The following is a 26,447-nucleotide window of genomic DNA, read 5'->3' as shown; positions in this document are numbered from 1 at the left end:
ACGTAATTTATATCATAAACTATAGCTAACGCAGATTATCTGCGCGGGTTATTGTTGGAATGCGCTATTTTTAACGAATAAATAATACCAATAAAATGAAAAGGACTCAGATAATGAACACAAACATGATCCGTTGGGGCATGATTGGCTGTGGCGCAGTAACTGAAGTAAAAAGTGGCCCAGCTTACCAAAAAGTTGAAAATTTCACCTTAGCGGCGGTTACTCGTCGTGATCAAGCTTTAGCTCAAGATTATGCAGATCGACATAATATCGATACGGTTCATGTAGATGCGGATGCGTTAATTAACGATCCTACAATTGATGCAATTTATATTGCGACGCCGCCTGATAGCCATAAAGCGTTGGCATTAAAGGTTGCGCAAGCTGGAAAGATTTGTTGTGTAGAAAAACCATTAGCCCCGAGTTATGCTGATTGTCAAAGCATTGTTGATGCCTTTGAAAGGGCACAGTTACCATTATTTGTTGCTTATTATCGTCGTTCTTTACCGCGTTTTAATCATATAAAACAGTTGCTCGATGACGGTGAAATTGGAGAAGTACGTCATATTAATTGGCATTTAAATAAGCCAGCTAACCCCATGGATTTGTCACAACAATATAATTGGCGGACAGATAAAATGATTGCCGCTGGTGGTTATTTTGATGACTTAGCTAGCCATGGCTTAGATTTATTTGCGTATTTATTGGGTGATTTTTCAATGGCTAAAGGGGTAGGTATTAATCAACAACATTTATACACCGCCTTAGATGCAGTGAGTGCATGTTGGTTACACACAAATGGTGCTACAGGCAGTGGTAGTTGGAATTTTGGTGGTCATTCACGTCAAGATAAAGTGGTGATATATGGCAGCCGAGGGGAAATACGATTCTCAGTGTTTGATGAATCCCCAATAGAAGTGATCACCGAAGATAAACAGCAGCAAATTATGATTGAAAATCCAACTAATATTCAGTTGTATCATATTGATAATATGCGTAAACAACTTTTAGAAGGAAAGCAACATCCATCGACAGGCGTGACGGCGGCTCATACTGGGTGGGTAATGTCACAAATAATAGCAAGCTAACACAGATTAATCGTGACGTTGTCACTTTGTGTGAATATACAGATAAAAATAAGATGGGTGGTTGGAAGTAGCAAGTTATAAGGAATGTTATAACTTGCTACTGGTATTATGTATTAAACGATTTTGCCTTCAAGGGCAAGGTTTGACATGTATTCGTCAAATGTGCCGTGGAAGTTAACTACTTGTTTTTCACGAATATCAATAATGCGTGTTGCTAGTGATGATACGAATTCACGGTCATGGCTAACAAAGATTAACGTGCCTTCATACACTTTTAATGCACTATTTAGCGCTTCAATCGCTTCCATATCCATATGGTTAGTAGGTTCATCCATTACTAATACGTTGATATTTAGCATCATTAATTTGCCAAATAATAAACGGTTTTTCTCACCACCAGAACAGTTCTTCACTTTCTTGTTGATATCATCAGCAGTAAACAATAAACGGCCTAAGATACTACGTACGGCTAGATCATCATGATCTTTAGTACGCCACTGTGAAATCCAATCAAAGATGCCTAAATCATTATTAAAGTCAGCAGAGCTATCTTGAGGGCAGTAACCAACTGAAGCATTTTCAGACCATTTGATCACGCCGTGGTTGTGTTTTAGTTCTTCCACTAAACAACGCAGCATGGTTGTTTTACCCACACCATTTTCACCAATGATCGCTAATTTTTCACCAGCGTTTAAGATTAAATCGCCACCTTCAAATAAGGTTTCGCCATCAAAGCCATGGCTCAGCTCTTCTAGAATCAATGCTTGACGGTAAAGGGCTTTACCCGGTTTAAACTGTAATGATGGCGTTAAACGGCTTGACGATTTCACTTCATCAAGCTTGATTTTGTCCATTTTTTTAGCACGAGAACTTGCTTGTTTTGCTTTTGAAGCATTCGCACCAAAACGGTTTACGAAATCTTGTAGTTCATTAATTTCAGCACTTTTCTTCGCGTTTTCTGATAATAATTGTTCTTGAATCAGCGATGATGCTTCAATGAATTTTTCGTAGTTACCAGGGTAAATACGTAATTCGCCGTAGTCGATATCTGCCATGTGAGTACATACAGAGTTCAAGAAGTGACGGTCGTGTGAAATAATGATCATGGTACATTTACGCAGGTTCAACTCGCCAGCAAGCCAGTTGATTGTGTGGATGTCCAAGTTGTTTGTTGGTTCATCAAGTAGCAAAATATCAGGGTTAGAGAACAATGCTTGTGCTAGTAACACACGTAATTTCCAACCTGGCGCTACTTGTGACATTAAACCGTAGTGAAGTTCTTCGTCGATACCAGCATCAAGCAATAACTGTCCAGCACGACTTTCAGCGCTGTAGCCATCCATTTCTGCGAATTCACTTTCAAGCTCAGCCACCGCCATGCCATCTTCTTCTGTCATTTCTGGCAGAGCATAAATACGGTCACGTTCTTGTTTTATTTTCCATAATGCAGCATCGCCCATGATTACTGCATCAACAACCGTGTATTGCTCAAAGGCAAACTGGTCTTGACTTAGGGTACCTAAACGTTTCCCTGAAGAGATAGACACATTGCCAGAGCTTGGCGTTAGCGCACCGCTAAGAATTTTCATGAAGGTTGATTTGCCGCAACCATTGGCACCGATAAGACCATAGCGGTTACCGTTACCAAATTTAGCTGAAATGTTTTCAAATAATGGCTCAGCACCAAATTGCATTGTAATGTTTGCGGTAGATATCAAGAGGTATTCCTAGCAGTTTTATTCGATGATTTTTTGACAGTAAGCCAAAAGAAGATGCACGAAAACAGAGATAGATGTAAAGGGGGCGCATTATACAGAGGTTTGTTTGTAAATGTCGAGGCTAAAATGTAACCAAAGTAGATAACAGCCTTGTAAAAAGAAAGACTAAGGCTGTTATCAAGAGGAAGGGGGATGAATTTAAGTGGATTATTTCGCTAAGTTGGCAGTATCAAACAACAAGAAAGCGTCATGTACGCCTTGGATTAACATCTGCATACCAATAACCGTTAAAATCAATCCCATTAAACGCGTGGTAATGGTAATGCCTGCTTCACCGACTTTATCAACCAATTTAGGGCCATAAAGAAAGCACACAAGGGTAATTAAACATAAAGTAGCAAAGGCAACAATTGTGATAATAGTGTGTAGAAATGATCCTGATGCTGAATAGTTCATCGCTGTCGCAATAGTGCCGGGGCCAGCAAGAATTGGTAATGCGAGTGGTGAGATAGAAATGTCTTTTTCTTCACTTGTATCATCAGCGTTAGAATTTGAATGCAGTTTTGAGCTATCACCTTGTAACATATGATAACCGACTAAAAAGACTAAAATACCGCCTGATAATCGTAGTGCAGGTAACGTAATACTGAATAATTCAAAGATCCCTTTACCTAAAAGACAGAAGGTAGCGATAATAAAAAAAGCGGCGGTAAGGGCTTTGTAGGCAGTTTTTTTTCGTTGTTCTGGGGTTTGATTACCCGTCATTCCGACAAAAACAGCGGTATTGGCAATGGGGTTCATCATAGCAAAGAAACCCATAAATACCGTGATTGTCATTGTTGTAATATCGTGCATAACCATCCTTTTGGTTAATTTTTTGTTATTGATTTTATTACAATAGCATGGATTTTTAGGTGATGAACGTAAATATCTATACAAAATTAATATCAATATTATTACTGGTGTGAAGATTGTGAAGAGTTTAATAAATGAAGGATAAGGAATGAGGGATGACGATGATGTCAGTGTCTTTAGTGTGGGTTTGAGGTACTATGCGCGCAAGAAAACATGGCGATGATAGATATGACCATTGATATAACCAATATAAGCACCGAACCCGATCCAACCATGACTTGCAGTACGTGCCAAGCATGTTGTTGCCGTTTGGAAGTAATGATTATTACAGATACAGGTGTACCTGAAGAATACATTGATATTGACGAGTGGGGTGGTGAAGTGATGCTACGCCTTGATGATGGCTGGTGTGCAGCGGTTGATCGCGATACTTTGTTGTGTACGATTTATGAAAATCGTCCGTGGATTTGTCGTGAATTTGAAATGGGCTCGTATGAGTGCAGTATTGAACGTGCCACGATGCCGCCACGTTCAGCACAACAAGATTAACAGTTCACTATAATAAGATTAACCACAGTCAGTATATTTTAATAATCCCCCAAACAATAACCAAGGTATATTCAGCTACCTTGATTATTGTTGATTGTATTATCGCGTTACTGTTCTATTTACCACTGTTCTATTTGTTATCGTTTATTTACTTGAGCTTATTGCTGCCAGTATCTCAGCTGTCGCTTGGCAAGGATTGTCGGCATGGCTTATCGCAGAAACAATCGCAATTCCATCTGCTCCGGCTGTCATCACTTCAGTTAAATTGGTGTGATTAATACCACCAATCGCCACAATCGGAAATGGACAGATCGCTGCTGCACGTTGTAGACCGTCTAATCCCCAATGAGTAATCAGATTGGTTTTAGTCGTTGTCGAAAAAATAGCACTAAGTCCAATGTAATCAATCGGCTGGCTGGCACAGTCTAACAGTTGCTGTTCAGTTTCAATTGACAGCCCAATCAGTTTATCTTTTCCCAATAGTTGCCGCGCCAGTGTCACAGGCATATCTGTTTGGCCTAAATGTACCCCATCAGCATCCACCGCTAAAGCAACATCAACCCGATCATTAATGATTAAAGGGATATGACGACCTGTTGCCGCATAAGCCTGTTGCAGAATCGCTTTAACGGTTTGAGCGCGCTGAATAAATGCCCGCACATCACCGTGTTTTTCACGAATTTGCACCATTGTCACACCACCCGCAACGGCTTCACGGACAACGTGTTCAAGGGTGGTTAGGTTTTGCTGATCATCAGTGACTAAATACAACAAATAAGGATTGTGATTGCTGGTTATCATTACGCTACCACGTCCATATTAAGTCGCTGACAAATTTGCTCGGCACTGATTTGATATAAACCATCAATAATATTGAGCTGTAATGATGCAGGACCTGCTGATTGTTCTGCGGCAATTTCACCTGCAATGGCATAGATTGCAGTGGCTGCTAGCCCTGAAGTTTCACCAATAGCGGCAAACGCTCCAGTTAATGCGGTTAATGAACAGCCCATGCCAGTGACATAAGGCATCATGTGGTGACCATTGCTAAGGCTGATGGTCTGTGACGCTGTCACTACATAATCAACTTCACCAGAGATAACCACATTGGCGTGGTACTGCGCAACTAACGCTTGTGCGGCGGCTAATGCGGTATCACTGCTATCAAGCGCATCAACGCCTTTGGTTTGGCTGGCTTCACCTGCAAGGGCAATGATTTCAGATGCGTTACCACGAATGATCAGATTATTGGCATTCGCTGCCAGAGTGCGAGCAGTTTGAGTACGTAATACACTTGCGCCACAGCCGACAGGATCTAACACTATCGGTTTGTTATTGGCATTCGCTTGTTCAACGGCAAATAGCATCCGTTTAATCCATTCGCTATCAAGGGTGCCAATATTGATCACTAATGATCCTGCAATGTGCATCATCTCAGCCATTTCTTGACGTGAATGCGCCATAATAGGTGACGCGCCAATGGCTAATAAGGCGTTAGCAGTATTGTTCATTACTACATAATTGGTGATATTAACCACTAATGGTTTTTGTTCTCTGACCAGCGCCAGTGCCGCGATAATGCTTTCGGTCAAAGAGGCTGAAGTAGGCGTTTGCTGTGATGGATTATGCATTGTCGACAGCTCCTGATTTATTGTTAATAGCTTCTGCGTTGAGCCCTTGTTGCCAGAAGGCGATTTCCATTTCTGTTGCGACTTTAAAGGTTTGAACCAGTTGCTGACCTCGTTGACTGTGTAGCGGAATTTCTGCGAGTAAGTTATTCAAATATACTGTCGCGGTGGCAACACCTTGTTGGTAGTCTTCACCGCTATATAACGCAATCCAACTATGGTAGGGATTATTGTCAAACACGGTTTTTGTATCATTAACCAGTAAGTTGCCAATTTCCGCATAGCCAATCGCACACGGCGCAAGGGCAACATATAAATCAATGATATCCCCTTGCATACCTGCATCTAATACATAACGGGTGTAAGCGACTGTTGCGACATCTTCTGGCTCTTGTTCCATATCTTGTTCGGTTAAATGCCAAGCACCACAGTAATCAATATGGTGAGCAATTTCATGATCCAATAAAGCGGCAACACTTGGTAGTGCTCGGCGCATATCGGCTAAGGTGCGGGCTTTATAAATCGCTAACGCATAAGCGCGTGCATATTGTTTTAAGAATAAAAAATCTTGCTTTAAATAATGCATAAAACAATGGTGGGGCAGTGTACCTTGACCAAGTTGCATCACAAATGGGTGCTGGGTATAGGTAGTCCATTGTGGTTGGCAAGCATCAATTAAATCTTGGTATGTCATGTGATCTCTCCTTAGAAGCTGCCAATATAATTTTTGGCTTGAGGCAGTTGCGTTATAACGTGGTGTTTAAATAGAAATTGGGCGTAATCATCGTAGCGTTTAAAATCGACTGCCGCAGGACGCAGAGCAAACCGCGTTAACGTATCGTTCCATGCATTATGGTTAAGCTTGTTATCTAACGTATCGGGCGCGTATTGAATAAACTGTTTCCACGCTGCATCTGGGTGATTGATGATATAGGTGGTCGCTTGAGTGATAGCGGCATTAAAAGCGGTAATAGCTTGGCGGTTATAATGTTTGCTGTTGGCAACAAAGATCAATTCGTCATAACTAGGAATACCGTTCTCTTCAGGAAAAAACGATGTAGTCGGGTAGCCTTCTAGTGCTAATTGATTGGTTTCAAAGTTACGTAATCCTCCCCAAATAGCATCAACTTTGCCTGATGCTAATGAAGATGATAATGCCCAGCCGACATTGACGATGTTGACATCACTTAATTTTACACCGTGATCAGCTAGCATGGTGCCAATGGTGGCGTCTTCATTGCCTGCGACTGAAATACCAATGGTTTTACCTTTCAGTTGTGATAAATCAGTGATGCCACTTTTCTTTAATACCATCAATGTATTAAGCGGTGTCGCAATTAGAGTTGCGGTTTTAATTAACGGTAAGCCAGCAGCAACATCAATCGTTAAATTAGGTTGATAAGAAACGGCAAGATCGATTTTATTAGCGGCGACTAATTTAGGTGGTAAAGATGGATCGGCAGGTTGCTGAATATCAACCTCGATTCCATGCTGTTTAAAATACCCCCGTTCTTGGGCAATAATAATCGGACCATGATTAGGGTTAACAAACCAATCAAGCATTAGGCTTATTTTAGTGAGCTTTTTGGGGACGGTTGTCGCATCTGCACTGACTGAGAAGCCAAACAGCACCAACATTGTTGTAGTAATTAACAAAATACGTTTCACAATAGATCCTTTAAAGAGTGAGTCTAAAAATAGGTATTAGGTAAAGCATTAGCCTGTTACGACAGTTGCCATGGAATAAAACGCTTTAATAATTTATCGGTAATGAAATACAGTGATATCGATAACAATGACAAAATAAACAGCGCGGCAAACATTTCATCAATCATCATCCGTGCATTGGCTTGGAGCATTAAATAACCTAAGCCTTTGCTCGCACCCACCCATTCGCCAGCGACAGCACCAATCGGCGCAATAACCACCGCAACTCGAATGCCAGAAGCTAGTGCCGGTAAAGCAGCAGGAAAGCGAATATATTTAAGCTGTTGCCATTTGGTCGCGCCCATCGTGGCGGATAACTCAAGGTAACCAGTGGGGGTATTACGTAAGCCGTCATAGCAGCAAGTAGTGACGGGGAAAAAGATAATTAACGCTGCCATTACTATTTTAGAACCAATGCCATAGCCTAACCACAGCATTAATACCGGAGCGATAGCAAATACAGGGATGGCTTGACTGGCAATCAGTAATGGTAATAACCATCGTTTAACGGGTTTAAACAACAGCATTTGTAAGGCAAAAAATAGCCCTAATGATAAACCGAGTATTAGCCCAAGGATGATCTCTTGAGCTGTGACCCAAGTGTTACTTAGCAATACGTCATAACGTGTTATTAACCGCTGCGCGACATCAAGCGGTGGCGGTAAAATAAAGCTCGGTAAGTTGAATGCCACCACCGTCAGTTGCCATAACCCAAGTAGCACACTAATACTGATCAGAAACCGTATTGGTGTCGCAAGTTCACGCTGTGGGTGCCGTTGTTGATGGGGCGATGTGGTGGTGATTAAACGGGTAATATCAGTCATGATCGTGTGCCAATATGTCAAAAATACGTTGCTGGTGGCTGGCTGATTCAGCATCAAATCGCCGTGGTGGCAATGTGGGCGGCAACGATAATGCCGTCGCGAAAGCGGGTTCGCCTTGCAAAATATACAGCTGATCACTTAATCGAATCGCTTCTTGAGGATCATGAGTAATCAACACCACAGTTTTATGCTTGAGTAACTTTACAAACAGATCTTGAAGGCGATAGCGAGTGACGGCATCCAATGCTGAAAATGGTTCATCCATTAAGACAATCGGCTGGTCTTGTAATAACGTCCTTGCGAGGGCGACTCGTTGGCGCATACCGCCTGATAATTGTTGTGGCAATAGCTGGTGTTTATCTGCTAAACCAACGTGTTCTAATAATGTCATTGCCCGTTGTTTTAAATTGGGTATTGAATCGTGATGACCGAACTTACTGCTAATACAAACATTGTCTAATACCGTTAACCAAGGTAATAACAGATCTTGTTGTGCCATATAAGCGACTCGCCCCGTTAAAGGCTGATTGTCTGAAATCGTCAGTTGACCTTGCCATTGGGTACTTTCGTTGAGTAATCCGGCTAAAAACTTGATCAGGGTGCTTTTACCACAACCACTTTTACCCACCAGACAAGTCCATTTATTGGCGGCAATAGTCAGATTAAGGTTCTCAATTACCGCCTTATTTGTATTTGAACGGGGGCTGGAGTGATAGCGTAAACTGCCATTAGTTATGGTAATTTCCAGATCAACGGACATGATGATGACCTGCAAAGAAGTGATTCACAGGGCCGTGACCATGACCAACATTGAGTTCATCGGCGGCGGTTATGGCGGCGGTAATGTAGCGTTTAGCCAAGGTAGTTGCCGTTGTAAGATCATTGCCTTGAGCTAAATAAGATGCGATAGCCGCAGATAAGGTACAACCCGTGCCGTGAGTGTTGTTGGTGTTAATGCGAGGGGTTGTCAGTTCAATAACATCAGTGGCGAGAATGAGTAAATCAGTGCTATCACTACTTTGTTCTAAATGCCCACCTTTGAGTAACACTGCATGAGGATTAATATCTCGTAACGCACTGATCATCGCTTGCATATCAGCCAGTGATTGTGGAATGTCTAAACCTGTTAATGCAGCAGCTTCTGGTAGGTTAGGGGTAATAATATCAGCCAGTGGCAGTAAGTCTATTTTGAGGGTAGTAATGGCATGTTGTTGTAATAACACATCACCGCTGGTGGCAACCATCACCGGATCAATGACTAAAAACTTGGGTTGGTAATGACGAATTTTTGCAGCAACCAGTCGAATAATATCACTGTCGGCGAGCATACCAATTTTAACGGCTTGAATATTGAGGTCACTGAATACGGCGTCCAGCTGTTGCTCAACCATATCAAGAGGAATGGCGAATATGCCGTTAACACCTTGCGTATTTTGGGCGGTAATCGCGGTGATCACCGAGCAAGCATAACTGCCTGTTGCTGAAATGGCTTTAATATCGGCTTGAATGCCTGCACCGCCGCCACTGTCTGATCCTGCAATCGTCAATACAATAGGAGTAGTTGTGTGATGCGATGATGGGTTGTGTGACATATTTCATTCCTTACGCGCTAGCATCAGGAACAAGTTATCAAGCGGGGAAGTGTAAACTGCGGTATGAGAGTATGCAGTTGACTCAGCTTGCATCTATTAACGTTGGTAATCCGTTGATAGTTAGTTCCCTCCGCCAGTGTTAACTGGTTCAGGTTCAACGGGTCCCACCGTTATGGTGATCTCAGCTTAACGCCCCCCGACTAATGGCAATTATCCTAATTCAGAATAATTTAATTGTCACTCTATTTTATTAACAAATAACACGTTACAAACATTACGCGAGATTGTTAATAAATAATAGATTAAATTGGTGAAGGTTTTATTGTTGTGAACTGAAGTGGTTTTTTGGTATATGAATCTGATACTGACTATTTATAAATGAGATAGGTGTCAGTTTTTCGGTGCTTATTTTGATTTGTTATACTGCTAATTCTAATAGCAATGAATTATAAAGAAAATCAGAAACCGATTGATTGCAAAGGAACGCTTGTTCGTCATTATTACCATAGACGTACATATTTGTAATCCAGCGTAATTCTTCTTTTTTAAATGTTTCATTTAAGAAATCAGTTGTTTGACCTTTAGTTCTTGAGGCACAAAAAATAATATCACAGCGACGATTATTATTAATTTGTGTTAAACCTGATTCGATAGCACCTCGGTCATCGCCACCCGTAATAATGCCTATTTTTTTATTCTTTAGAATGAATGTTACAGCAAAATCATCCTTATTTGGAATAGTGATACTTGGTATTGTTATTTGCTCTAATTTCTTTGCTAAAAGCCGCAGTGAGGTGGTTTTGCCAGTGTTTGAACTACCATAAAGGACATAAATTAAATTATTCTCAGACATATTTTCAATCGCAGGTTATACCGTTATTGAAAATATAATAACTTATGTTGGTGATTGAAAATTTGCGCCATTCCATAAAAATACAATAATGTTGTCTGGTATGGTGAATGCCCATTCAGGTGGTACAAGCTCTAATGGTTGTCATGCAAACTACAAAACAGGCGTATATCACTGCCATTAAATTCGTTTTTCTATCTGCACATCTTGACGGTTACAACGGTGACCTTTAGAAAGATGAAAGACATATGAAAGACAGGACAGCCATAAAAATATTAAATTAAATATCTGGCTGTCCTGTACTTGCTGTCTGTGGTTTCTGTATCGCTTTTTTAACGGTGGGAGTCTGTAAAACTTGAGTTATATTAGTCAAATTGATAACTCTCTAATTGACCTATCTCTTTTTCAGCTTTAGCCATAATTGCTTGTTTTACAAACTCATAAGATAATTCTGGATTCTCTTCCATTATCGCTCCAACTTTTGCCCAATGTTCTATTTTTTTTGATGTTGTTCGGCTAAGGGCTTTGGCTTTAATTGTCGCTTTGGCTATTAATTCTTGATCTAGTCTAATACTTGTTGTTGCCATTTTAAATTATCCTTTAGTTTGTTTCTCATATTGTAGTGCATTGTTACATATGTCGTAATTTGTATCTTTATATAAAGCGTCAATAGCTGCTATCTAATACTTATTCTCCACTGAGAAAAATAGGACAGCCATAAAAGTATTAAACATATGGCAGTCCTGTTTTTTATACAAAGTGTTGATATGGTTGTTAATTACACTATCATGATGATTAATTGGACATTGTTTGTTTTAGTTCTCGCTGTAAGGATATTTAAAATTGTCATTGCTCACATTTATTCTACTTTTATGTTGTTTGACACCTTCGCAAGGCACATCATATGCAATAAGTCACAATATCCATCGGTGAGTATTGTTAATTTTAGGTATTTTAAAAGGCGTAATTTACCAATGCAATATGACATATTAATAAGTGAATTTGGTGCAGTAGCAACAATTTCTGTTTCTAAAAAAACATATAGAAAAAATGTAATTATAAAAGTTCTTTATGAATGTACAGATCGTCTTTTTGTATTAGTTTCAGAAGATAATGATAATTTCCTTATTAAGATTAGTGCGAAAGATCCAAGCTGTACTGATGTAACTGAACTGTATAAAGAATGCGGTAAGCTAGTTAATAATTTAGCTGATCAGGAACTTCGTCAGATTGTTATTGAAGAAACAGGAAAAATACGAGATGTAATTATCCAAAAAGCATTTTCTGAGGCAGCTAAGGGAATTACTAATAAATTATTAGACAGTGATCTTCCTAGATATGATCAATCATATAAAAGCGATAAAAAGAATATAATGAAAATCAAAGGCTAATTTATGAAAGTGAATCTCCCATTATCAATATATTCAATTAGTGCTTTAGGTAAAGCAAGAGTTGCTTATAAAGAATATGCGACTATAGATATTGAGAAACAGAATAAAAATGCTTATTTAACCATAGCTGTTAATCATGAATACACTGATGCTGAAAAATATGAAATTGAAGGTTCGTTTTTGAATTATGCTCTTCAGTTGACAGCTGTAGAGTTTCTTGAACTTGAGGTGGTTCAGTAATATGGAAAAATTCATTAGCTTAGAAAATTTTCAGGATAACAATGATTATAAACTCATGCCATTTAGGTTCTCTAATTTTAAGAGTGATTATTTAATTAGTAATGATTTTGGTGAATGGATGGTGATATCTAGAAAAAATTTAGAAGATCTTATTAATAAAAAATTAGATACTACATCTATATTTTATCGTGAGTTAAAGCTAAATAATTTTATTCTTGGTAATTCTGGATCTTTTGGTTTAGAAAATCTTGCTTCTAAGTTGAAAACAAAAAAAGAATTTATTCTTGATTTTAGTAAACTTCATATTTTCTGTATGACACTTCGCTGTAATCATAGTTGCATTTATTGTCAAGTAAGTCGAAAGTCAGAAAATTCTTGTACAAATAAGTATGATATGAGTAATGAAGTGTTATCTAAATCTATTGATATAATGTTACAGATGCCTTCACCGTCAGTGACGATGGAATTTCAAGGTGGAGAATCATTATTAGCTATTGAAAAAGTCAAAAAAGCAGTACTTCTAACTAATGAGAAAAATGAAAAAATTGGAAAAAGTATAACTTTTGTTATTTGTACCAATATGGTTGGAATTACGGTACAAACACTTGAATTTTTTAAAGAACATAATATTCAGATATCAACATCTTTAGATGGGCCTGAATTTCTACATAATTTTAATCGAAATACTTCAGGTGGTGATAGTTATATTAAAGTAATGAAAAGTTTTAGATTAGCGAAAGAAATACTTGGGAATAATTGTTTATCTGCGTTAATGACAACGACTAGAGAATCTTTAAAATATCCTAAAGAGATTGTTGATGAATATATTAAAAATGGATTGACAACTATATTTATTAGAGAGTTGAATCCATATGGATTTGCAGAGAAGTCTCAAAAAAAAATAGGCTATACAACTGAACAGTTTATATCTTTCTATAAAGAAATCCTTGATTATATTATTGATGTAAATTTATCAGGAGTTTATTTTCAGGAAAGCTTTGCTGGTTTGATACTTAGAAAATTATTAACTCCATGGTCGATTGGTTTTGTTGATTTACAAAGTCCAACGGGGACTGGTTTTAATGTTACATTATATAATTACGACGGAAAAGTATACCCAAGTGATGAATCTAGAATGCTAGCAGAAACTGGTGATGATACTTTTTGTTTAGGTAATGTTATAGATCATGGTTATGAGGAGTTGTTTTTTTCTAAGCCAATGCAATTAATTGCAACAGCAAGTACAAATGAATCATTACCATCATGTAGTGATTGTTCTTATGCTCCATTTTGTGGTTCTGAACCTGTTAGGCGACATCAAACTCAAGGTGATGTAATTGGTCATAGGCCTTCTGATACATATTGTAATAAAAATAAAGCTATTATTGCACATATCATCGATTTATGGATTAACGGTGATGAGAAGGTTAAAAATGTTCTTTCTTCTTGGATTACTAATTAATGACTAAGGTTAAAATATCATTTACTCCTTATGGTGGAGTAAAAAGGAAATCCTTTTCTGCACAAATAGGATTAGCTGTGAGTAAGCTAACAGAAACTTGTAAAGGTAAGAATTTATTTTATCTATACCATGGTGGTGTTATTGACCAAGAACTATTAAATTTAAGTAATTTAGTCATTAGTAGTGAAAATATTGAAGTAAATAAAGATATTGTTGTTATAAAAGATTCATTATTAATAAGTGAAGGTTCAGTTATTAATATAAGTGAAGGTGGTAAATTACGAATTTTATTTGATCCAAAATCACATAATAATGCTTTATTTGTTACTGATGCATGTAATAACTATTGTATTATGTGCCCTCAACCACCAAAGCCTACGATATCATTAGGAATAAAAGGGTATTTAATTAATATTATTGATCTAATTCGTAATGAGGATTCTCCCGAAACATTAGGAATTACAGGTGGTGAACCAACTGTTATTAATAAAGACTTAATCGATGTAATTATCAGGATTAATGAGAAATTTCCTAATACTATAATTCAATTACTTTCTAATGGGCGAATATTTGCTTATCAAGATTACACTAAAGCGATGTCAGCCGTTTCATCTAATATGTTTATTGGTATTCCGATATTTGGTGCTACATCTGAGATCCACGATTTTATAGTGCAAAGTAAAGGAGCTTTTAATCAGACGATAGCCGGAATTTATGAATGTAGACGAAATAAAATAGATATAGAACTTCGTGTTGTATTGCATAAATATACTATTAAAGAACTTGAGTTAATTATTCAATTTATTAAGCGAACCCTTCCATTTGTTAACCATGTTGCTTTAATGGGGATGGAGAATATGGGATTTGCTAAGATGAATTATAACGATTTATGGATTGACCCCATCGAATATAAAGATACGCTTAGACATGCTGTTATAGACCTTAATAGCGCTGGCATTTCAACATCTATTTTTAATCTTCCATTTTGTGTCTTAGCTTCAGATATTTGGGATTTTTCAAAACAAAGTATTAGTGATTATAAAACTAATTATTTAAAACAGTGTAATGAATGTATTAAAAGAGACGACTGTGCAGGTTTATTTTCCTCTACAAATGATAAGTTTAGACTTACTAAACCAGAAAATATAAATCTAATTAAGGATATAATATGAAGTTACCTTCTATTGAAAAGCTAAAAGAAACTATGGCTCCAAAATCAGTAAAAAAAATTGTGACTGGTATCCTTGCAGCAATTGTAATAACTATGTCTACTCCTGTAATTGCGTCGAATATTAATAATAGTTCAGCGGTGTTAATTAAGTCTAATAATATTGAGATTGAGAGAGTTATAACTCTTACACCAGATAATACTGGTATTTTAAGTGCCTATCATAGTAGCCATCGAAGTCATAGTAGCCATCGAAGTCATAGTAGTCATTATTCTTGTACACCAGGAGTGACATGTTAAAAAATAAATTAAGTTAATAACATCATTTTCTAAAAAATAAAAAGGACAGCCATAAAAGTATGTAAACATATGGCTGTCCTGTCTTTGGCTTGATAGAGAGAATGACGGTCTTAATTAACCACTATCACCATTTATCTATAGTGAGCGTCTTGCCTTGGCGGCTACTTTCCATTGCGAGTGCAATTAGTTTGATATTCCATAACGCGTCTGTTGCGGTTACGGGTGGCGCTGTATTGGTGTTAATCGCTAATGCAAGTTCTTGAAAATATTGTTGATAGCAACCAGGCTCAGTTGTAATGGTTTCGACGCCATCTGCATCATAAAAACGACCATATTGCTCCGATGTTTCATTTGCCCATTGTGGTTTGTTAGGCAAAACGCCTGCAATTAAACATGCTTCTTGTGGATCTAAGCCGTACTTTTCATAGCTTCCTTGCGTGCCTTTTAGCGTAAAACGTTTGTTTGGACCAGCACTGAACAAATCACTATGTAAGGTCGCTAAATGATTAGGGTAGTGCAGAACAATATTGAAGTAATCGACATTTGTTGAACCTTCACGCATGATTTCACATTGTGCGGTAATCGCATCAGGAACACCAAATAATACCAGCGCTTGATCGATAAGGTGCGAGCCTAAATCAAACAAAAGCCCACCGCCATTGGTCGCATGTTCACGCCAACGTTGACGAACTTCTGGTCGAAAACGGTCGAAATGAGATTCATAATGCTTTAACTCACCACAACGTTTTTCTTCAATCATCTTTTTAATTGTTAAGAAGTCACCATCCCAACGGCGATTATGATATACGCTCAAGATTCGGTCTTTCTCTGCGGCAAGGGCAATTAATGCTTCACCATCGGCAAGAAAGACAGGACAGCCATAAAAGTGTTAATGGTTCAACAACCGCCACTTTTTCAAATGGGGCATAGATGGGACACGATTGTTTTAATGCCCGTGAGGGCGATAGGGAATCTACTTGCCGCGCGTTGAGTTTTTAAAATAAAGATATGGCTGTCCTGTCTTTGTGTCAGATAATAATTAACGCGATTATCTGAGCTTACAATCATCATTCCCTACAGTGAATGTCTGCGAGAGCGATAGGGCGATTACCATTAGCGTGTCGTAGAATTACTATTTCATTGATATCTTTTAGGCTCGATCACGCTATTAATAGATCACGGATAGCTCATGCTTCGCTTCCGAGATGACGGATAATAACCAGTGCTATTCTCTGCTGTTACGTATAAATTCATTTCTGTTATTCCCCAAACGAAGACAGGACAGCCATAAAAGTGTTAATGGTTCAACGACCGTCATTTTTTCAAATCGGGCATAGATGGGACACGACTGTTTTAATGCACGCGAGGGCGATAGGGAATCTATTTGCCGTGCGTTGAGTTTTTTAAATAAAGATATGGCTGTCCTATGTTCTGCTGACTACTACTTGTCGAAAACCCAGAAACTAGATGGCAAGTGTCCTATTTTGTGATTACTATCGGGATTAATAACTAAAAATGCATCTGATTTATAATGATTTTTATATTATTACGAGATAAATACGGGCGTATGTTCAAAGAACAAATTCGGGCAAGTTGTTAATATAATAAGTTGTTATTTTTTTTCTTGATTATCACAGAAACTCAGTCAGCGGATTATATTCATAACTGATTGAATATAAATTATAAAGTAGTCACTATGAGCTTGTATAATAACTGAGTGATATAGAATTAATAAAAAGCAAGGCCGAATACTTCATTCAGAACGGCCTTCTGTCATGGAAGCCTTACAGTAGCTATCTGCTTTGTGGATGCATCTAGCTGAGTCATGTTAGTAACCAAGTATTTTTTGAGTAAATTAAAGTGAATAAATATTTATATAAGTATATGCCTCTAAGAGAGCAATTTTTTGTTGAGCCAATGTTAAGGGCAACTCAAATAGAAGGTTTAAACGATCCGTTTGAAGCGTCCTTGGCAATGGAGCAAATTGTAAATGTAATGAAGCATCAGGATAACGTTTTCGCTCCCGACGGCTATGAAAAATCAGAAGACGAAGATAATTATCACATTCAGGCTTGTCTAGAAACGATTCCAGAAGATTTAAATGAGCAAGGCATAGTATCTTTTACAGAGGATTATTCAAATCTTTTAATGTGGTCTCACTATGCTGATGAGCATCAAGGTATTGTTATTGAAATAGAAAATGATCATTCGTGGCTAGATGACAAAGACTTTATAGAGAACGATAAGTTTGTGCGTTTTGCGAAAAGCCCGGTATGCAATATGCATGAATTACCTACCAGAGTCGTCTATAGAGATACTCAGCCGATGTTTGAATTGGAGCGTGATGCGCTTCCTGATGATAAATATAGTGTACCCTATAAGAAACTAATAAAATCACTCTTTTTGACCAAGGGGGATAAATGGATATACGAGAAGGAGCATCGTTCCATACTAAACCTTAGGTATTGTGATAAATTGATTACTGATTACAGTGATCATTTAGAAATAATCTGTAATGGTCAGTTAACAATTCAAGGTGATAAGAAAGAAAAATGTGAAATTAATATTCCATCTGACTTTGATGTTGGAGAAAATGAAGATGTTAATGGTGATGGTATTAGATTAGGTCTGTATGGTGCAACAAGATATACAAGCAAATCATTATATCTTTATAAAGTTGATCCTATGGTAATAACAGGTGTTTATTTTGGGTGCAATGTGCCTGATTATAAAATAAAAAAATGTATTGAATTAATACGGAATAATTCGAATTTTCGTGAAGACTTAATACTTAAGAAGGCTGTAGCACGTAAAGATAGGTATGCTCTATCTTTCGAAGAAATAAAAATATAACAGATAAGGATATGTGTCGTGCAGCTGACACCTATCCGAAGTGTTGGATAAGCCAGAGCAAACTGTTGTGGCTTAATGAACTTGTACACCTAAATAGGATAAAATACTTTTAATATCAAAATGGTGTACATAATGAAAAAAGCTCGAACAACTTATTCAGTCGCATTCAAGCACGATGCTGCTAATTTAGTCCTAAATAAAGGCTACACAATACAAGAAGCATGTAATGCTGTTGGTGTCGGATATACAGCAATGAGTCGCTGGGTTGCTCAGCTAAAGCAAGAACATGGTGGAATAACACCAACCTCAAAAGCCATGACACCAGAACAAAAACGCATTCAAGAGCTCGAAGCAAAAATTAAACAGATTGAGTGGGAAAACGATATTCTAAAAAAAGCTTCCGCTCTTTTAATGCAGGACAACATCAAACGATAGATTTGATAGCAGCATTATCAAAAGAGCCTCATTCAATAAAGCCATTATGTAAGCTATTTGAAATACCTCGTAGTAGCTATCATTATCGACTTAAATATCGGGGTATTGTTACGCCTGAGCAAGCATTGCTGCGTCAAAAAGTTGTTGATATTCATAGTCGTAGTAGAGGCTCTGCGGGTGCAAGGACAATAGCTGGTCAGCTTACCCAAGAGGGTGAAAATGTTGGTCGTTATAAAGCTGCTAGCTTAATGAAAGAGCTCGGTATTATAAGTAAACAACCGAATAAACATAAATATAAAATATCAGAAGATGTCTCTAAAATAGCTCCGAATTTATTAAATCGAAAATTTAATGTTAAAGCACCAAATCAAGTTTGGTGTGGCAACGTGACATACGTTTGGGCGGGTAATAAATGGTTATATTTAGCCGCTGTTATGGATCTATTTGCTCGAAAAATTGTGGGTTGGGCAAGAAGAAATATAGGACACCCATAACTTTCCATTTCGAAAATAGATAATAAGTAACGCGATTATCTGAGCTTACAATCATCATTCCCTACAGTGAATGTCTGCGAGAGCGATAGGGCGATTACCATTAGTGTGTCGTAGAATTACTATTTTATTGATATCTTTTAGGCTCGATCACGCTATTAATAGATCACGGATAGCTCATGCTTCGCTTCCGAGATGACGGATAATAACCAGTGCTATTCTCTGCTGTTACGTATAAATTCATTTTTGTTATTCCCAATCACGTTGAAGTACATGCTTAAAGAAAAACTGTAATCCATTACGTTCAATTCTGACGATACTCCATGAATGGGTTTTAATCAGTCGTGAGAAATATAGGACAGCCATAAAAGTATGTAAATATATGGCTGTCCTGTCCGTCTTTGGCTTGATAGAGAAAATGGCGGTCTTAATTAACCACTATTACCATTGATCTATAGTAAGCGTCTTGCCTTGGCGGCTACTTTCCATTGCGAGTGCGATCAGTTTGATATTCCATAACGCGTCTGTTGCGGTTACGGGTGGCGCTGTATTGGTGTTAATCGCTAATGCAAGTTCTTGAAAATATTGTTGATAGCAACCAGACTCAGTTGTAATGGTTTCGACGCCATCTGCATCATAGAAACGACCATATTGCTCCGATGTTTCATTTGCCCATTGTGGTTTGTTAGGCAAAACGCCTGCAATTAAACACGTTTCTTGTGGATCTAAGCCGTACTTTTCATAGCTTCCTTGTGTGCCTTTCACCGTAAAACGTTTGTTTGGACCAGCACTGAACAAATCACTATGTAAGGTCGCTAAATGATTAGGGTAGTGCAGAACAATATTGAAGTAATCGACATTTGTTGAACCTTCACGCATGATTTCACATTGTGCGGTAATCGCATCAGGAACACCAAATAATACCAGTGCTTGATCGATAAGGTGCGAGCCTAAATCAAACAAAAGCCCACCACCATTGGTCGCTTGTTCACGCCAACGTTGACGAACTTCAGGTCGAAAACGATCGAAATGGGATTCAAAATGTTTTAACTCACCACAACGTTTTTCTTCGATCATCTTTTTAATTGTTAAGAAGTCACCATCCCAACGGCGATTGTGATATACGCTCAAGATTCGGTCTTTCTCTGCGGCAAGGGCAATTAATGCTTCACCATCGGCAATGTTGGTTACAAATGGTTTTTCTATGATGACGTGCTTACCGTTTTCAAGTGCTTGTTTAGCGAGCTCAAAGTGGACGTCGTTAGGGGCTGTGATAATGACAAGCTCAGCATCAGAGTGGTTAAGTAAATCTTGCGCAGATTCATAATGTTGTACATTGGGCCAATCACGATTGACGGCTTCACGATTACGGGTGCTTACCGCTGTAAATTCAAATTCTGGTAAGGTGTTAATAAAGGGAATATGAAACGTTTTTGCTGAAAAGCCGTAGCCAATAATAGCGGTTTTGATGGAAGAAAAGGTCATAATAGTCACGCTCAGTTGTTGGATAAAAGCTGTTAATTATTTAATTTAGCAAGAAGAGTTATGATGATGTGACTCACCTATAATCACTTATAGACGCGTTTTGAAATTTAAACGGCACGTACAATAATGCACAAACACAGATCAATTAGCAAAGCTAAAAAGAAGAGAGGACAGCCATAGCATTATCATGGTGCTATATAGAAAAAAGCCTGATTTTTACGCAATTATAACGCGGCACAATAATACCTTACGATGGCATCAATTTAATAAATTTGTAGTGAGCAACAATACGTAGACTACGTTGAGAGAGTAGATCGTATTATTCCTATTTTATGGATGAAATGATTGATTTTATAAATACACATTACGTCTTTGTAGCCCTACCGAACGTGATAGGTTGCTAATAACGAATAAAAAAGAGTAATTGTTTCGCCATTTAATGCTTTTTATCACAATTTGTAGTGATGTCCTTTTTTTATGATGCATGTAATTTCAATATGTTTTTTAAGGATATTAGCATGATTTATAAGCGTTCATTACTGTCGTCTTCCATTTTATCTATTATTACAACCATCATTCTTTCTGGATGTAATGACAATTCCTCAAAAAACACAATAGATGATAACGCCTATTTTGATACCACAAATCCTCCCCAAATTGCGATTAAACTACCGTCAACAAATGGCCCTACAGCAACCTTAAATAATGTTGGTGAAGTGTCAGAGCCTATACAAGCTAAAGATGGCGAGGCGGTGGTTTATTATGTTGCTAAATCAGGAACAACCCGCAGTAATAATTTTGCCAATTATAGCCTTCACATTTGGAATAATGATCAGTGTGATCGCGCCGCAAGTAACATGGTGAATGGGGCATGGGATAATAGCCAGAACACACCAACAGGCGTTGATAACTTAGGGCCATATTGGAAGATTAATCTTAAAGACGGTAAGAATAATTGTATTAATTTCATTGTGCGAGATGACAACTTATCTAATCCGCTAGGTGGTAATGTTCTATTAGATTTTACTCAAATACCTGATCGTACCGCATCGTATATTGCAGGCGATACCAAGGCGAAGGATTCTCGTGAACAAGCCTTTATTGCTATGTCTGGTATTGCGAATGCGGAAGCTCACCTTATTGGTACCAATACATTAGTGTGGAATGGTGCGAGTGGTGCTGCCCAAGTTCGTATGTATGTGTCATTAAACGGGGATATTAAACCAAACGATAATTATCAATATACTGCGGATTACATTGTATTAAAACCTGCGACATTAACGGGACAACAACAAGCACGCTTCCCGTATCTTGCGGGTCAACAGGCTTATACCATTCCGAATGATGTTGATATGCGAGCCATTGTGAAAGCTGAAAATATTGTGTTAGCCGTCGATAAAAAAGGCACAGTATTAGCGGGTACCAAAGTTCAATCAGCTGGTGCACTTGATCAACTGTTTGCATCTAAAGCGCAATCAGAACAATTAGGCTCAACGATTACTGACAATGGCGTGCAATTTAAATTATGGGCACCGACTGCGCAAAATATTGTTCTGGTTTTATTTAATAATGAAAAGAAAGAGCTGGGACGATTGCAGATGGATTTTGAACCGCAATCAGGTGTGTGGTCTTCTATTACCGATAAAGCAAAAGATGGGACGTATTATCGTTATTTAGTTAATGTGTTCCATCCGGTATCGGGCAATGTTGAGCAATACCAAGTGACCGATCCCTATTCATTAAGTTTGGCGATGAACTCTAAGTATAGCCAAGTTGTTAATCTAAATGATCCAAGGTTAAAGCCTGAAGGGTGGGATGAATTAGCGCGTCCAAGAGACCAATCTAATCCAAGTTCTTTTGTGATTTATGAAGCTCATGTGCGTGATTTTAGTGCGCATGATCAATCCACTAAAGAAGCGTATCGCGGTAAGTTTAAAGCATTTACTCAGGCGGATTCTATTCCGGTTAATCATCTTAAAAAATTGAGTAACAATGGCGTAACGCATCTACATTTATTACCTATTTTTGATATTGCGACCATTAATGAAGATCCACAACAAGTTGCTAATATTGATCAACCTTTCTCTACGTTATGCAAGGTTAATCCCAACGTTGCTAGCTCATTATTTAGTGGCGATTGTAGTCGTGATTTAACCATCGCTGAAGTACTGGCTCGTGAGCAAAATGGTGATAATGAAAAGAACCCTAAAGTACAGATGCTTAATCGACTCATATCGGAAGCTGATAGCTTTAACTGGGGTTACGATCCTTTTCATTACACTGCGCCAGAAGGATCTTATGCAACAAATGCTGAAGGCAAAACACGTATTTTAGAAATGCGAGAAATGATTAAAGCGGTTAAGCAAGATATTAAGATGAATGTAGTGATGGATGTTGTTTACAACCACACTAATTCGGCTGGTCCAGTGAGTGAAACGTCGGTGCTTGATAAGATAGTTCCTTGGTATTACAATCGCTTAAACCCTATAACGGGGGCGGTAGAAAATTCCACTTGTTGTTCTAATACGGCACCAGAACACGCGATGATGGCGAAACTGATTAAAGACTCATTGGTGGTATGGTCACGAGATTATAAAATTGATGCATTCCGTTTTGATTTAATGGGGCACCATCCACTAGCACAAATGGAAGATGCATTACATGCAGTGCAAGCAGTGGATCCTCAAACATATTTTTACGGTGAAGGGTGGAATTTCGGCGAGGTTGCTAATGATCGTTTATTTATACAAGCAACGCAGGCTCATTTAGCTGGAACGGGGATCGGTAGTTTCTCTGATCGTCTTCGTGATGCTGTTCGAGGTGGTGGTCCATTTGATGGTGGCAATGCACTGCGAGAAAACCAAGGTTTCGGTAATGGCGCTTATGTTCAACCAAATAAGATAAGCACAACCAGTAAAGCAACCGCATTTCATGCAGCGGATTTAGTACGCTTAGGCATGGTTGGTAATCTAAAGGCGTTCCAATTTGAGAATGCACAAGGTCAACGTATTCGAGGTGATCAACTTGATTACAACGGTCAACCCGCAGGATATGCAAAAGATCCTACTGAAATTCAAAACTATGTCTCTAAGCATGACAACCAAACATTATGGGATAACCAACAATACAAGATCCCTTATAGCGTTAGCGCGAGTCAACGTGTTCGTATGCAGGCGGTGTCGTTAGCAACGGCATTGTTAGGCCAAGGCGTACCATTTACTCAGATGGGATCTGAGATATTACGTTCTAAATCAATGCAACGAGACTCTTACGATTCTGGTGATTGGTATAATAACGTTGATTTTACCTTGCAAGATAACAACTGGAATAAAGGCTTACCCCGTAAAGATAAAGACGGTGATAACTATAATATTATTGAGCAAGTTATTGATGGTAGTGGAGCCAATGCAAAACCAAATAGCAAAGAGATTCAACAAATGTTGGATTATTATCTCGATCTTACTAACTTACGTCAGAGCTACCCTTTAATAACATTAGGTACAGGATTCGAAGTGATTAATCGCGTGGCATTCCATAATACAGGCGTAGATCAAAAACCAGGCTTGATTGTTATGACCATTAATAATGGCAATGGGGTGGAAGATATTGATTCAACGCTTGATGCAATGGCGATTGTGATTAATGCGAGCCCTGAAAGTCAATCGGTTGATATTGGCGTTACAGGTTTTGAGCCAAGTGAAAAATATAAATCTGATTTGGCAAAGGGTACAACCGTTGATGGAACTGTATTAACTGTTCCCGCGTGGACTCCTGCGGTATTTGTTATGCCACGAGGAAATGTTCGCTCACAAGGCTTACCTGTCCTTCAATAAAATAAATGCAATAAAATCATCTGTAGAGCTCTTTATTTTATAAGATAAAGAGCTTTTCTTTTAAGAATAATATTTGGTTATCTCTCGCTGAGATCTTTAATTTGTGTAAACGATCTCACTTTGTAGGGGTACAGTACGGGTAAAGTGGATAATCCTTTATTATTCTTGAAGTTATAAGATGTCCTGTATTCTAAATGCTATTGTTTTCCAACCTGCGGCACAAATTGTGATTTCTTTGCAGCATGAGCAGCTTCTTCCTTGTTATCAGTTAGATAATCACTCACAGATATTAAGTTCTCATACACAAATTGGACGGTTTACTTTCCCTTATAAAGGCACCGAAACGATTATTGGCGATGGTTTTCAAATGTTAGCCCAAACAGGCGGTACGATTGATCAACCTGTTGCGATTGGCCGTTGCCCTGATAACAATAGTGAATACCGTATTTATCCACAAGATGCGCCCAATCGTTATTATAACTATCTTGTTATTGAACAAAATAAGACATTCACGTTATTTGGATTTACATCATGTCGTCGTTTTGCGGGGTATTTTGAAATTCATGATCAAGCAGTGCATGCGTTTATTGATGGTGAGTCTTGCCAATGCCAAGTTGATGAGCCTGATCTATTAACCCTTGAAAATATCATTACCATCATAGGAACTAGCCTTGATGAGGTATATCAGCTTTTTACACAAGCAATTAATGTTAATCATCCTAAACGAAATCAGCAGCTTGCATCTCCGATAGGCTGGTGCTCATGGTATGCCTATTATGCTGGGGTTTCCGCACAAGATATTGATTCAAATGTAAGCCGAATGGACGGTGACAATTCTGCCATTGAGTGGGTATTACTTGATGATGGTTATCAGGCTTACATGGGGGATTGGTTAACACCGTCAGATCGTTTTACGAATGGTATTAAAACGGTTATCGCTAATATCAAACAGCAAGGGAAAAAACCAGGCATATGGCTTGCTCCATTTATTGCAGAGCCAAGTTCAACTATTTTTAAACAGCATCCCGAGTGGTTTGTTCGTCATCATAATGGTGAATTATTAAAAGCAGAAACAATAACCTATGGCGGTTGGCGGTGTACGCCTTGGTATATTCTTGATACTTCTCACCCACAAGTTCAAGCGCATTTAACTCACGTAGTAAAAACAATGCGTGAAGAATGGGGCGTCGAACTGTTTAAGCTTGATGCTAATTATTGGGGTACGTTGAAAGGACAGCGTTATCAACGGGATTGTACTGGGGTTACTGCTTATCGTTTGGGAATGGAAGCGATTGCAAAAGGGGCGGGAACGGCTTGGTTATTAGGGTGTAATGCACCAATGTGGCCATCACTTGGTTTAGTGGATGCGATGCGCGTTTCTGATGATGTTGAGCGTAATGATCATCGTTTTAGTCAAATCGCGCAAGAGACATTTTATCGTAGCTGGCAGCATTTGAGTTTGTGGCATATTGATCCTGATTGCGCGACGCTTGTTGATCTTGTGAATCAAAAAACAGATCACCACAGTTATCTATTTCATCGTGACGTATTATTAGCGGCTGGTGGCTTATTATTATCAGGTGATCCATTAGTGCAGTGGAATAGTTTTGCTCAGCAGAGTTTTTTACGATTAGTTCATCGTCAACAATTAACGCAACATGCCGCAGTATTTAAAGATTTAAGGTTAACAACCGCAGAATTAGCCTTGCCATTGACTGATGGCTCAGTGCAACAGCTGTATTTTGCGTTTAATTATATTGATGATGCCGAGCAAGAGATTTTATTAGAGGCAGAATATGCGACAGATTGGTTTGATTTCTGGAGTGGGGCGTGTGTCGCTAAAAACACATCTACTTATACAATAGCAATGGGATCAGGATTAGAAAGTCATGTGTTTTATACCGTTAAGGCTTAGTTTTCTTTTGGTTTTAGCTAATAACAACTAACGGTAAGTAAAAATCCCAGCAATAGGTGATTA

At 38.3% G+C, this 26,447-nt stretch carries 24 protein-coding genes, 2 pseudogenes and 1 riboswitch; of the genes and pseudogenes, 13 read left to right on the top strand and 13 right to left on the bottom strand.

What is annotated here, in order from left to right; translation table 11 throughout:
- The first annotated feature begins 113 nt into the window (after window positions 1-113).
- On the top strand, window positions 114-1,088 hold the full coding sequence (locus tag C9J51_RS10705) for a Gfo/Idh/MocA family protein (protein ID WP_211306501.1): 975 nt from the start codon (window positions 114-116) through the stop codon (window positions 1,086-1,088).
- A gap of 113 nt (window positions 1,089-1,201) precedes the next feature.
- Here the strand turns inward: C9J51_RS10705 and C9J51_RS10700 are convergent, their stop codons facing one another.
- Window positions 1,202-2,806, bottom strand: coding sequence for an ABC-F family ATPase (locus C9J51_RS10700; RefSeq protein WP_082064253.1), 1,605 nt, complete (start codon window positions 2,804-2,806; stop codon window positions 1,202-1,204).
- 207 nt (window positions 2,807-3,013) lie between these two features.
- Window positions 3,014-3,661 (bottom strand): MarC family protein, encoded by a 648-nt coding sequence (locus tag C9J51_RS10695; RefSeq protein ID WP_045038365.1) that lies wholly within the window; start codon window positions 3,659-3,661, stop codon window positions 3,014-3,016.
- A gap of 228 nt (window positions 3,662-3,889) precedes the next feature.
- Between C9J51_RS10695 and C9J51_RS10690 the strand changes: the two genes are divergently transcribed.
- A complete protein-coding gene (locus C9J51_RS10690) occupies window positions 3,890-4,210 on the top strand; it encodes a YkgJ family cysteine cluster protein (RefSeq protein WP_045038366.1) in 321 nt (106 codons plus the stop codon).
- A gap of 144 nt (window positions 4,211-4,354) precedes the next feature.
- Here the strand turns inward: C9J51_RS10690 and thiE are convergent, their stop codons facing one another.
- From thiE to C9J51_RS10650, 8 genes and pseudogenes are all read right to left on the bottom strand, one after another.
- The gene (thiE, locus tag C9J51_RS10685; protein ID WP_045040431.1) at window positions 4,355-5,011 is read right to left on the bottom strand and encodes a thiamine phosphate synthase; all 657 of its coding nucleotides are present in this window, start codon (window positions 5,009-5,011) and stop codon (window positions 4,355-4,357) included.
- Window positions 5,011-5,841 (bottom strand): hydroxyethylthiazole kinase, encoded by an 831-nt coding sequence (gene thiM, locus C9J51_RS10680; protein ID WP_045040432.1) that lies wholly within the window; start codon window positions 5,839-5,841, stop codon window positions 5,011-5,013. Before thiM ends, thiE begins: the two co-directional genes overlap by 1 nt.
- Window positions 5,834-6,532, bottom strand: coding sequence for a thiaminase II (tenA, locus tag C9J51_RS10675; protein WP_045040433.1), 699 nt, complete (start codon window positions 6,530-6,532; stop codon window positions 5,834-5,836). The genes thiM and tenA overlap by 8 nt, the downstream gene beginning before the upstream one ends.
- Window positions 6,533-6,543: 11 nt before the next feature.
- Window positions 6,544-7,476, bottom strand: a complete 933-nt coding sequence (locus tag C9J51_RS10670; RefSeq protein WP_045040456.1) for an ABC transporter substrate-binding protein — start codon at window positions 7,474-7,476, stop codon at window positions 6,544-6,546.
- 86 nt (window positions 7,477-7,562) lie between these two features.
- Window positions 7,563-8,288 (bottom strand): annotated as a pseudogene (locus C9J51_RS10665) (ABC transporter permease); the annotation flags it as partial.
- Window positions 8,289-8,361: 73 nt separating this feature from the next.
- Window positions 8,362-9,129: an ABC transporter ATP-binding protein gene (locus C9J51_RS10660; RefSeq protein WP_052668153.1), complete on the bottom strand. Its 768-nt coding sequence runs from the start codon at window positions 9,127-9,129 to the stop codon at window positions 8,362-8,364.
- Window positions 9,119-9,961 carry a bifunctional hydroxymethylpyrimidine kinase/phosphomethylpyrimidine kinase gene (gene thiD / locus C9J51_RS10655; protein ID WP_045040436.1) on the bottom strand — a complete coding sequence of 281 codons (843 nt, stop codon included), beginning with the start codon at window positions 9,959-9,961 and terminating at the stop codon, window positions 9,119-9,121. Before thiD ends, C9J51_RS10660 begins: the two co-directional genes overlap by 11 nt.
- Window positions 9,962-10,069: 108 nt before the next feature.
- Window positions 10,070-10,170: riboswitch (TPP riboswitch) on the bottom strand.
- A gap of 209 nt (window positions 10,171-10,379) precedes the next feature.
- Window positions 10,380-10,814 (bottom strand): ATP-binding protein, encoded by a 435-nt coding sequence (locus C9J51_RS10650; RefSeq protein ID WP_107275030.1) that lies wholly within the window; start codon window positions 10,812-10,814, stop codon window positions 10,380-10,382.
- 88 nt (window positions 10,815-10,902) lie between these two features.
- On the opposite strand from C9J51_RS10650, the gene C9J51_RS19730 reads away from it, so the two are divergent.
- Window positions 10,903-10,995 carry a YHYH domain-containing protein gene (locus C9J51_RS19730; protein ID WP_107180532.1) on the top strand — a complete coding sequence of 31 codons (93 nt, stop codon included), beginning with the start codon at window positions 10,903-10,905 and terminating at the stop codon, window positions 10,993-10,995.
- Window positions 10,996-11,176: 181 nt separating this feature from the next.
- On the opposite strand, the gene C9J51_RS10640 is transcribed toward C9J51_RS19730, so the two are convergent.
- Entirely contained in the window at window positions 11,177-11,398 is a 222-nt protein-coding gene (locus C9J51_RS10640; protein WP_045040437.1) for a TA system antitoxin ParD family protein, read from the bottom strand.
- Window positions 11,399-11,785: 387 nt separating this feature from the next.
- On the opposite strand from C9J51_RS10640, the gene hxsD reads away from it, so the two are divergent.
- From hxsD to C9J51_RS10615, 5 genes are read left to right on the top strand one after another with little or no spacing between them, the layout of a single operon-like run.
- A complete protein-coding gene (gene hxsD / locus C9J51_RS19505) occupies window positions 11,786-12,202 on the top strand; it encodes a His-Xaa-Ser system protein HxsD (RefSeq protein ID WP_170073312.1) in 417 nt (138 codons plus the stop codon).
- A 3-nt stretch (window positions 12,203-12,205) separates the two neighbouring features.
- Complete coding sequence (locus C9J51_RS10630; RefSeq protein ID WP_045040439.1) at window positions 12,206-12,442, top strand: hypothetical protein; 237 nt, start codon at window positions 12,206-12,208, stop codon at window positions 12,440-12,442.
- A 1-nt stretch (window position 12,443) separates the two neighbouring features.
- Window positions 12,444-13,904: a His-Xaa-Ser system radical SAM maturase HxsB gene (hxsB, locus tag C9J51_RS10625; protein WP_065207552.1), complete on the top strand. Its 1,461-nt coding sequence runs from the start codon at window positions 12,444-12,446 to the stop codon at window positions 13,902-13,904.
- On the top strand, window positions 13,904-15,076 hold the full coding sequence (gene hxsC, locus C9J51_RS10620) for a His-Xaa-Ser system radical SAM maturase HxsC (RefSeq protein ID WP_045040440.1): 1,173 nt from the start codon (window positions 13,904-13,906) through the stop codon (window positions 15,074-15,076). Before hxsB ends, hxsC begins: the two co-directional genes overlap by 1 nt.
- Window positions 15,073-15,372, top strand: coding sequence for a hypothetical protein (locus C9J51_RS10615; RefSeq protein WP_107275027.1), 300 nt, complete (start codon window positions 15,073-15,075; stop codon window positions 15,370-15,372). Before hxsC ends, C9J51_RS10615 begins: the two co-directional genes overlap by 4 nt.
- A 124-nt stretch (window positions 15,373-15,496) precedes the next feature.
- Here C9J51_RS10615 and C9J51_RS10610 read toward each other — a convergent pair.
- Window positions 15,497-16,237: pseudogene (locus C9J51_RS10610) on the bottom strand (Gfo/Idh/MocA family oxidoreductase); the annotation flags it as partial.
- A gap of 995 nt (window positions 16,238-17,232) precedes the next feature.
- On the opposite strand from C9J51_RS10610, the gene C9J51_RS10605 reads away from it, so the two are divergent.
- The 3 genes from C9J51_RS10605 (at window position 17,233) to C9J51_RS10595 (ending at window position 19,154) form a co-directional block, all read left to right on the top strand.
- Complete coding sequence (locus C9J51_RS10605; protein WP_107275025.1) at window positions 17,233-18,225, top strand: DUF2971 domain-containing protein; 993 nt, start codon at window positions 17,233-17,235, stop codon at window positions 18,223-18,225.
- 132 nt (window positions 18,226-18,357) lie between these two features.
- Complete coding sequence (locus C9J51_RS10600) at window positions 18,358-18,660, top strand: transposase (RefSeq protein ID WP_158258920.1); 303 nt, start codon at window positions 18,358-18,360, stop codon at window positions 18,658-18,660.
- 2 nt (window positions 18,661-18,662) lie between these two features.
- Window positions 18,663-19,154, top strand: coding sequence for an IS3 family transposase (locus tag C9J51_RS10595; RefSeq protein WP_170073311.1), 492 nt, complete (start codon window positions 18,663-18,665; stop codon window positions 19,152-19,154).
- A 438-nt stretch (window positions 19,155-19,592) separates the two neighbouring features.
- Here C9J51_RS10595 and C9J51_RS10590 read toward each other — a convergent pair whose 3' ends face one another.
- Window positions 19,593-20,636 (bottom strand): oxidoreductase, encoded by a 1,044-nt coding sequence (locus C9J51_RS10590; RefSeq protein ID WP_107275022.1) that lies wholly within the window; start codon window positions 20,634-20,636, stop codon window positions 19,593-19,595.
- 518 nt (window positions 20,637-21,154) lie between these two features.
- Here C9J51_RS10590 and pulA point away from each other — a divergent pair.
- Entirely contained in the window at window positions 21,155-24,469 is a 3,315-nt protein-coding gene (pulA, locus tag C9J51_RS10585) for a pullulanase-type alpha-1,6-glucosidase (protein ID WP_045040442.1), read from the top strand.
- 178 nt (window positions 24,470-24,647) lie between these two features.
- Complete coding sequence (locus C9J51_RS10580; protein ID WP_045040443.1) at window positions 24,648-26,384, top strand: glycoside hydrolase family 36 protein; 1,737 nt, start codon at window positions 24,648-24,650, stop codon at window positions 26,382-26,384.
- Window positions 26,385-26,447 lie beyond the last annotated feature (63 nt).

It is taken from the genome of Photobacterium iliopiscarium, assembly GCF_003026395.1.
GTDB lineage: Bacteria > Pseudomonadota > Gammaproteobacteria > Enterobacterales > Vibrionaceae > Photobacterium > Photobacterium iliopiscarium.
Note: the sequence above shows the minus strand (reverse complement) of the source record. Positions and strands in the feature narration are given on the sequence as shown.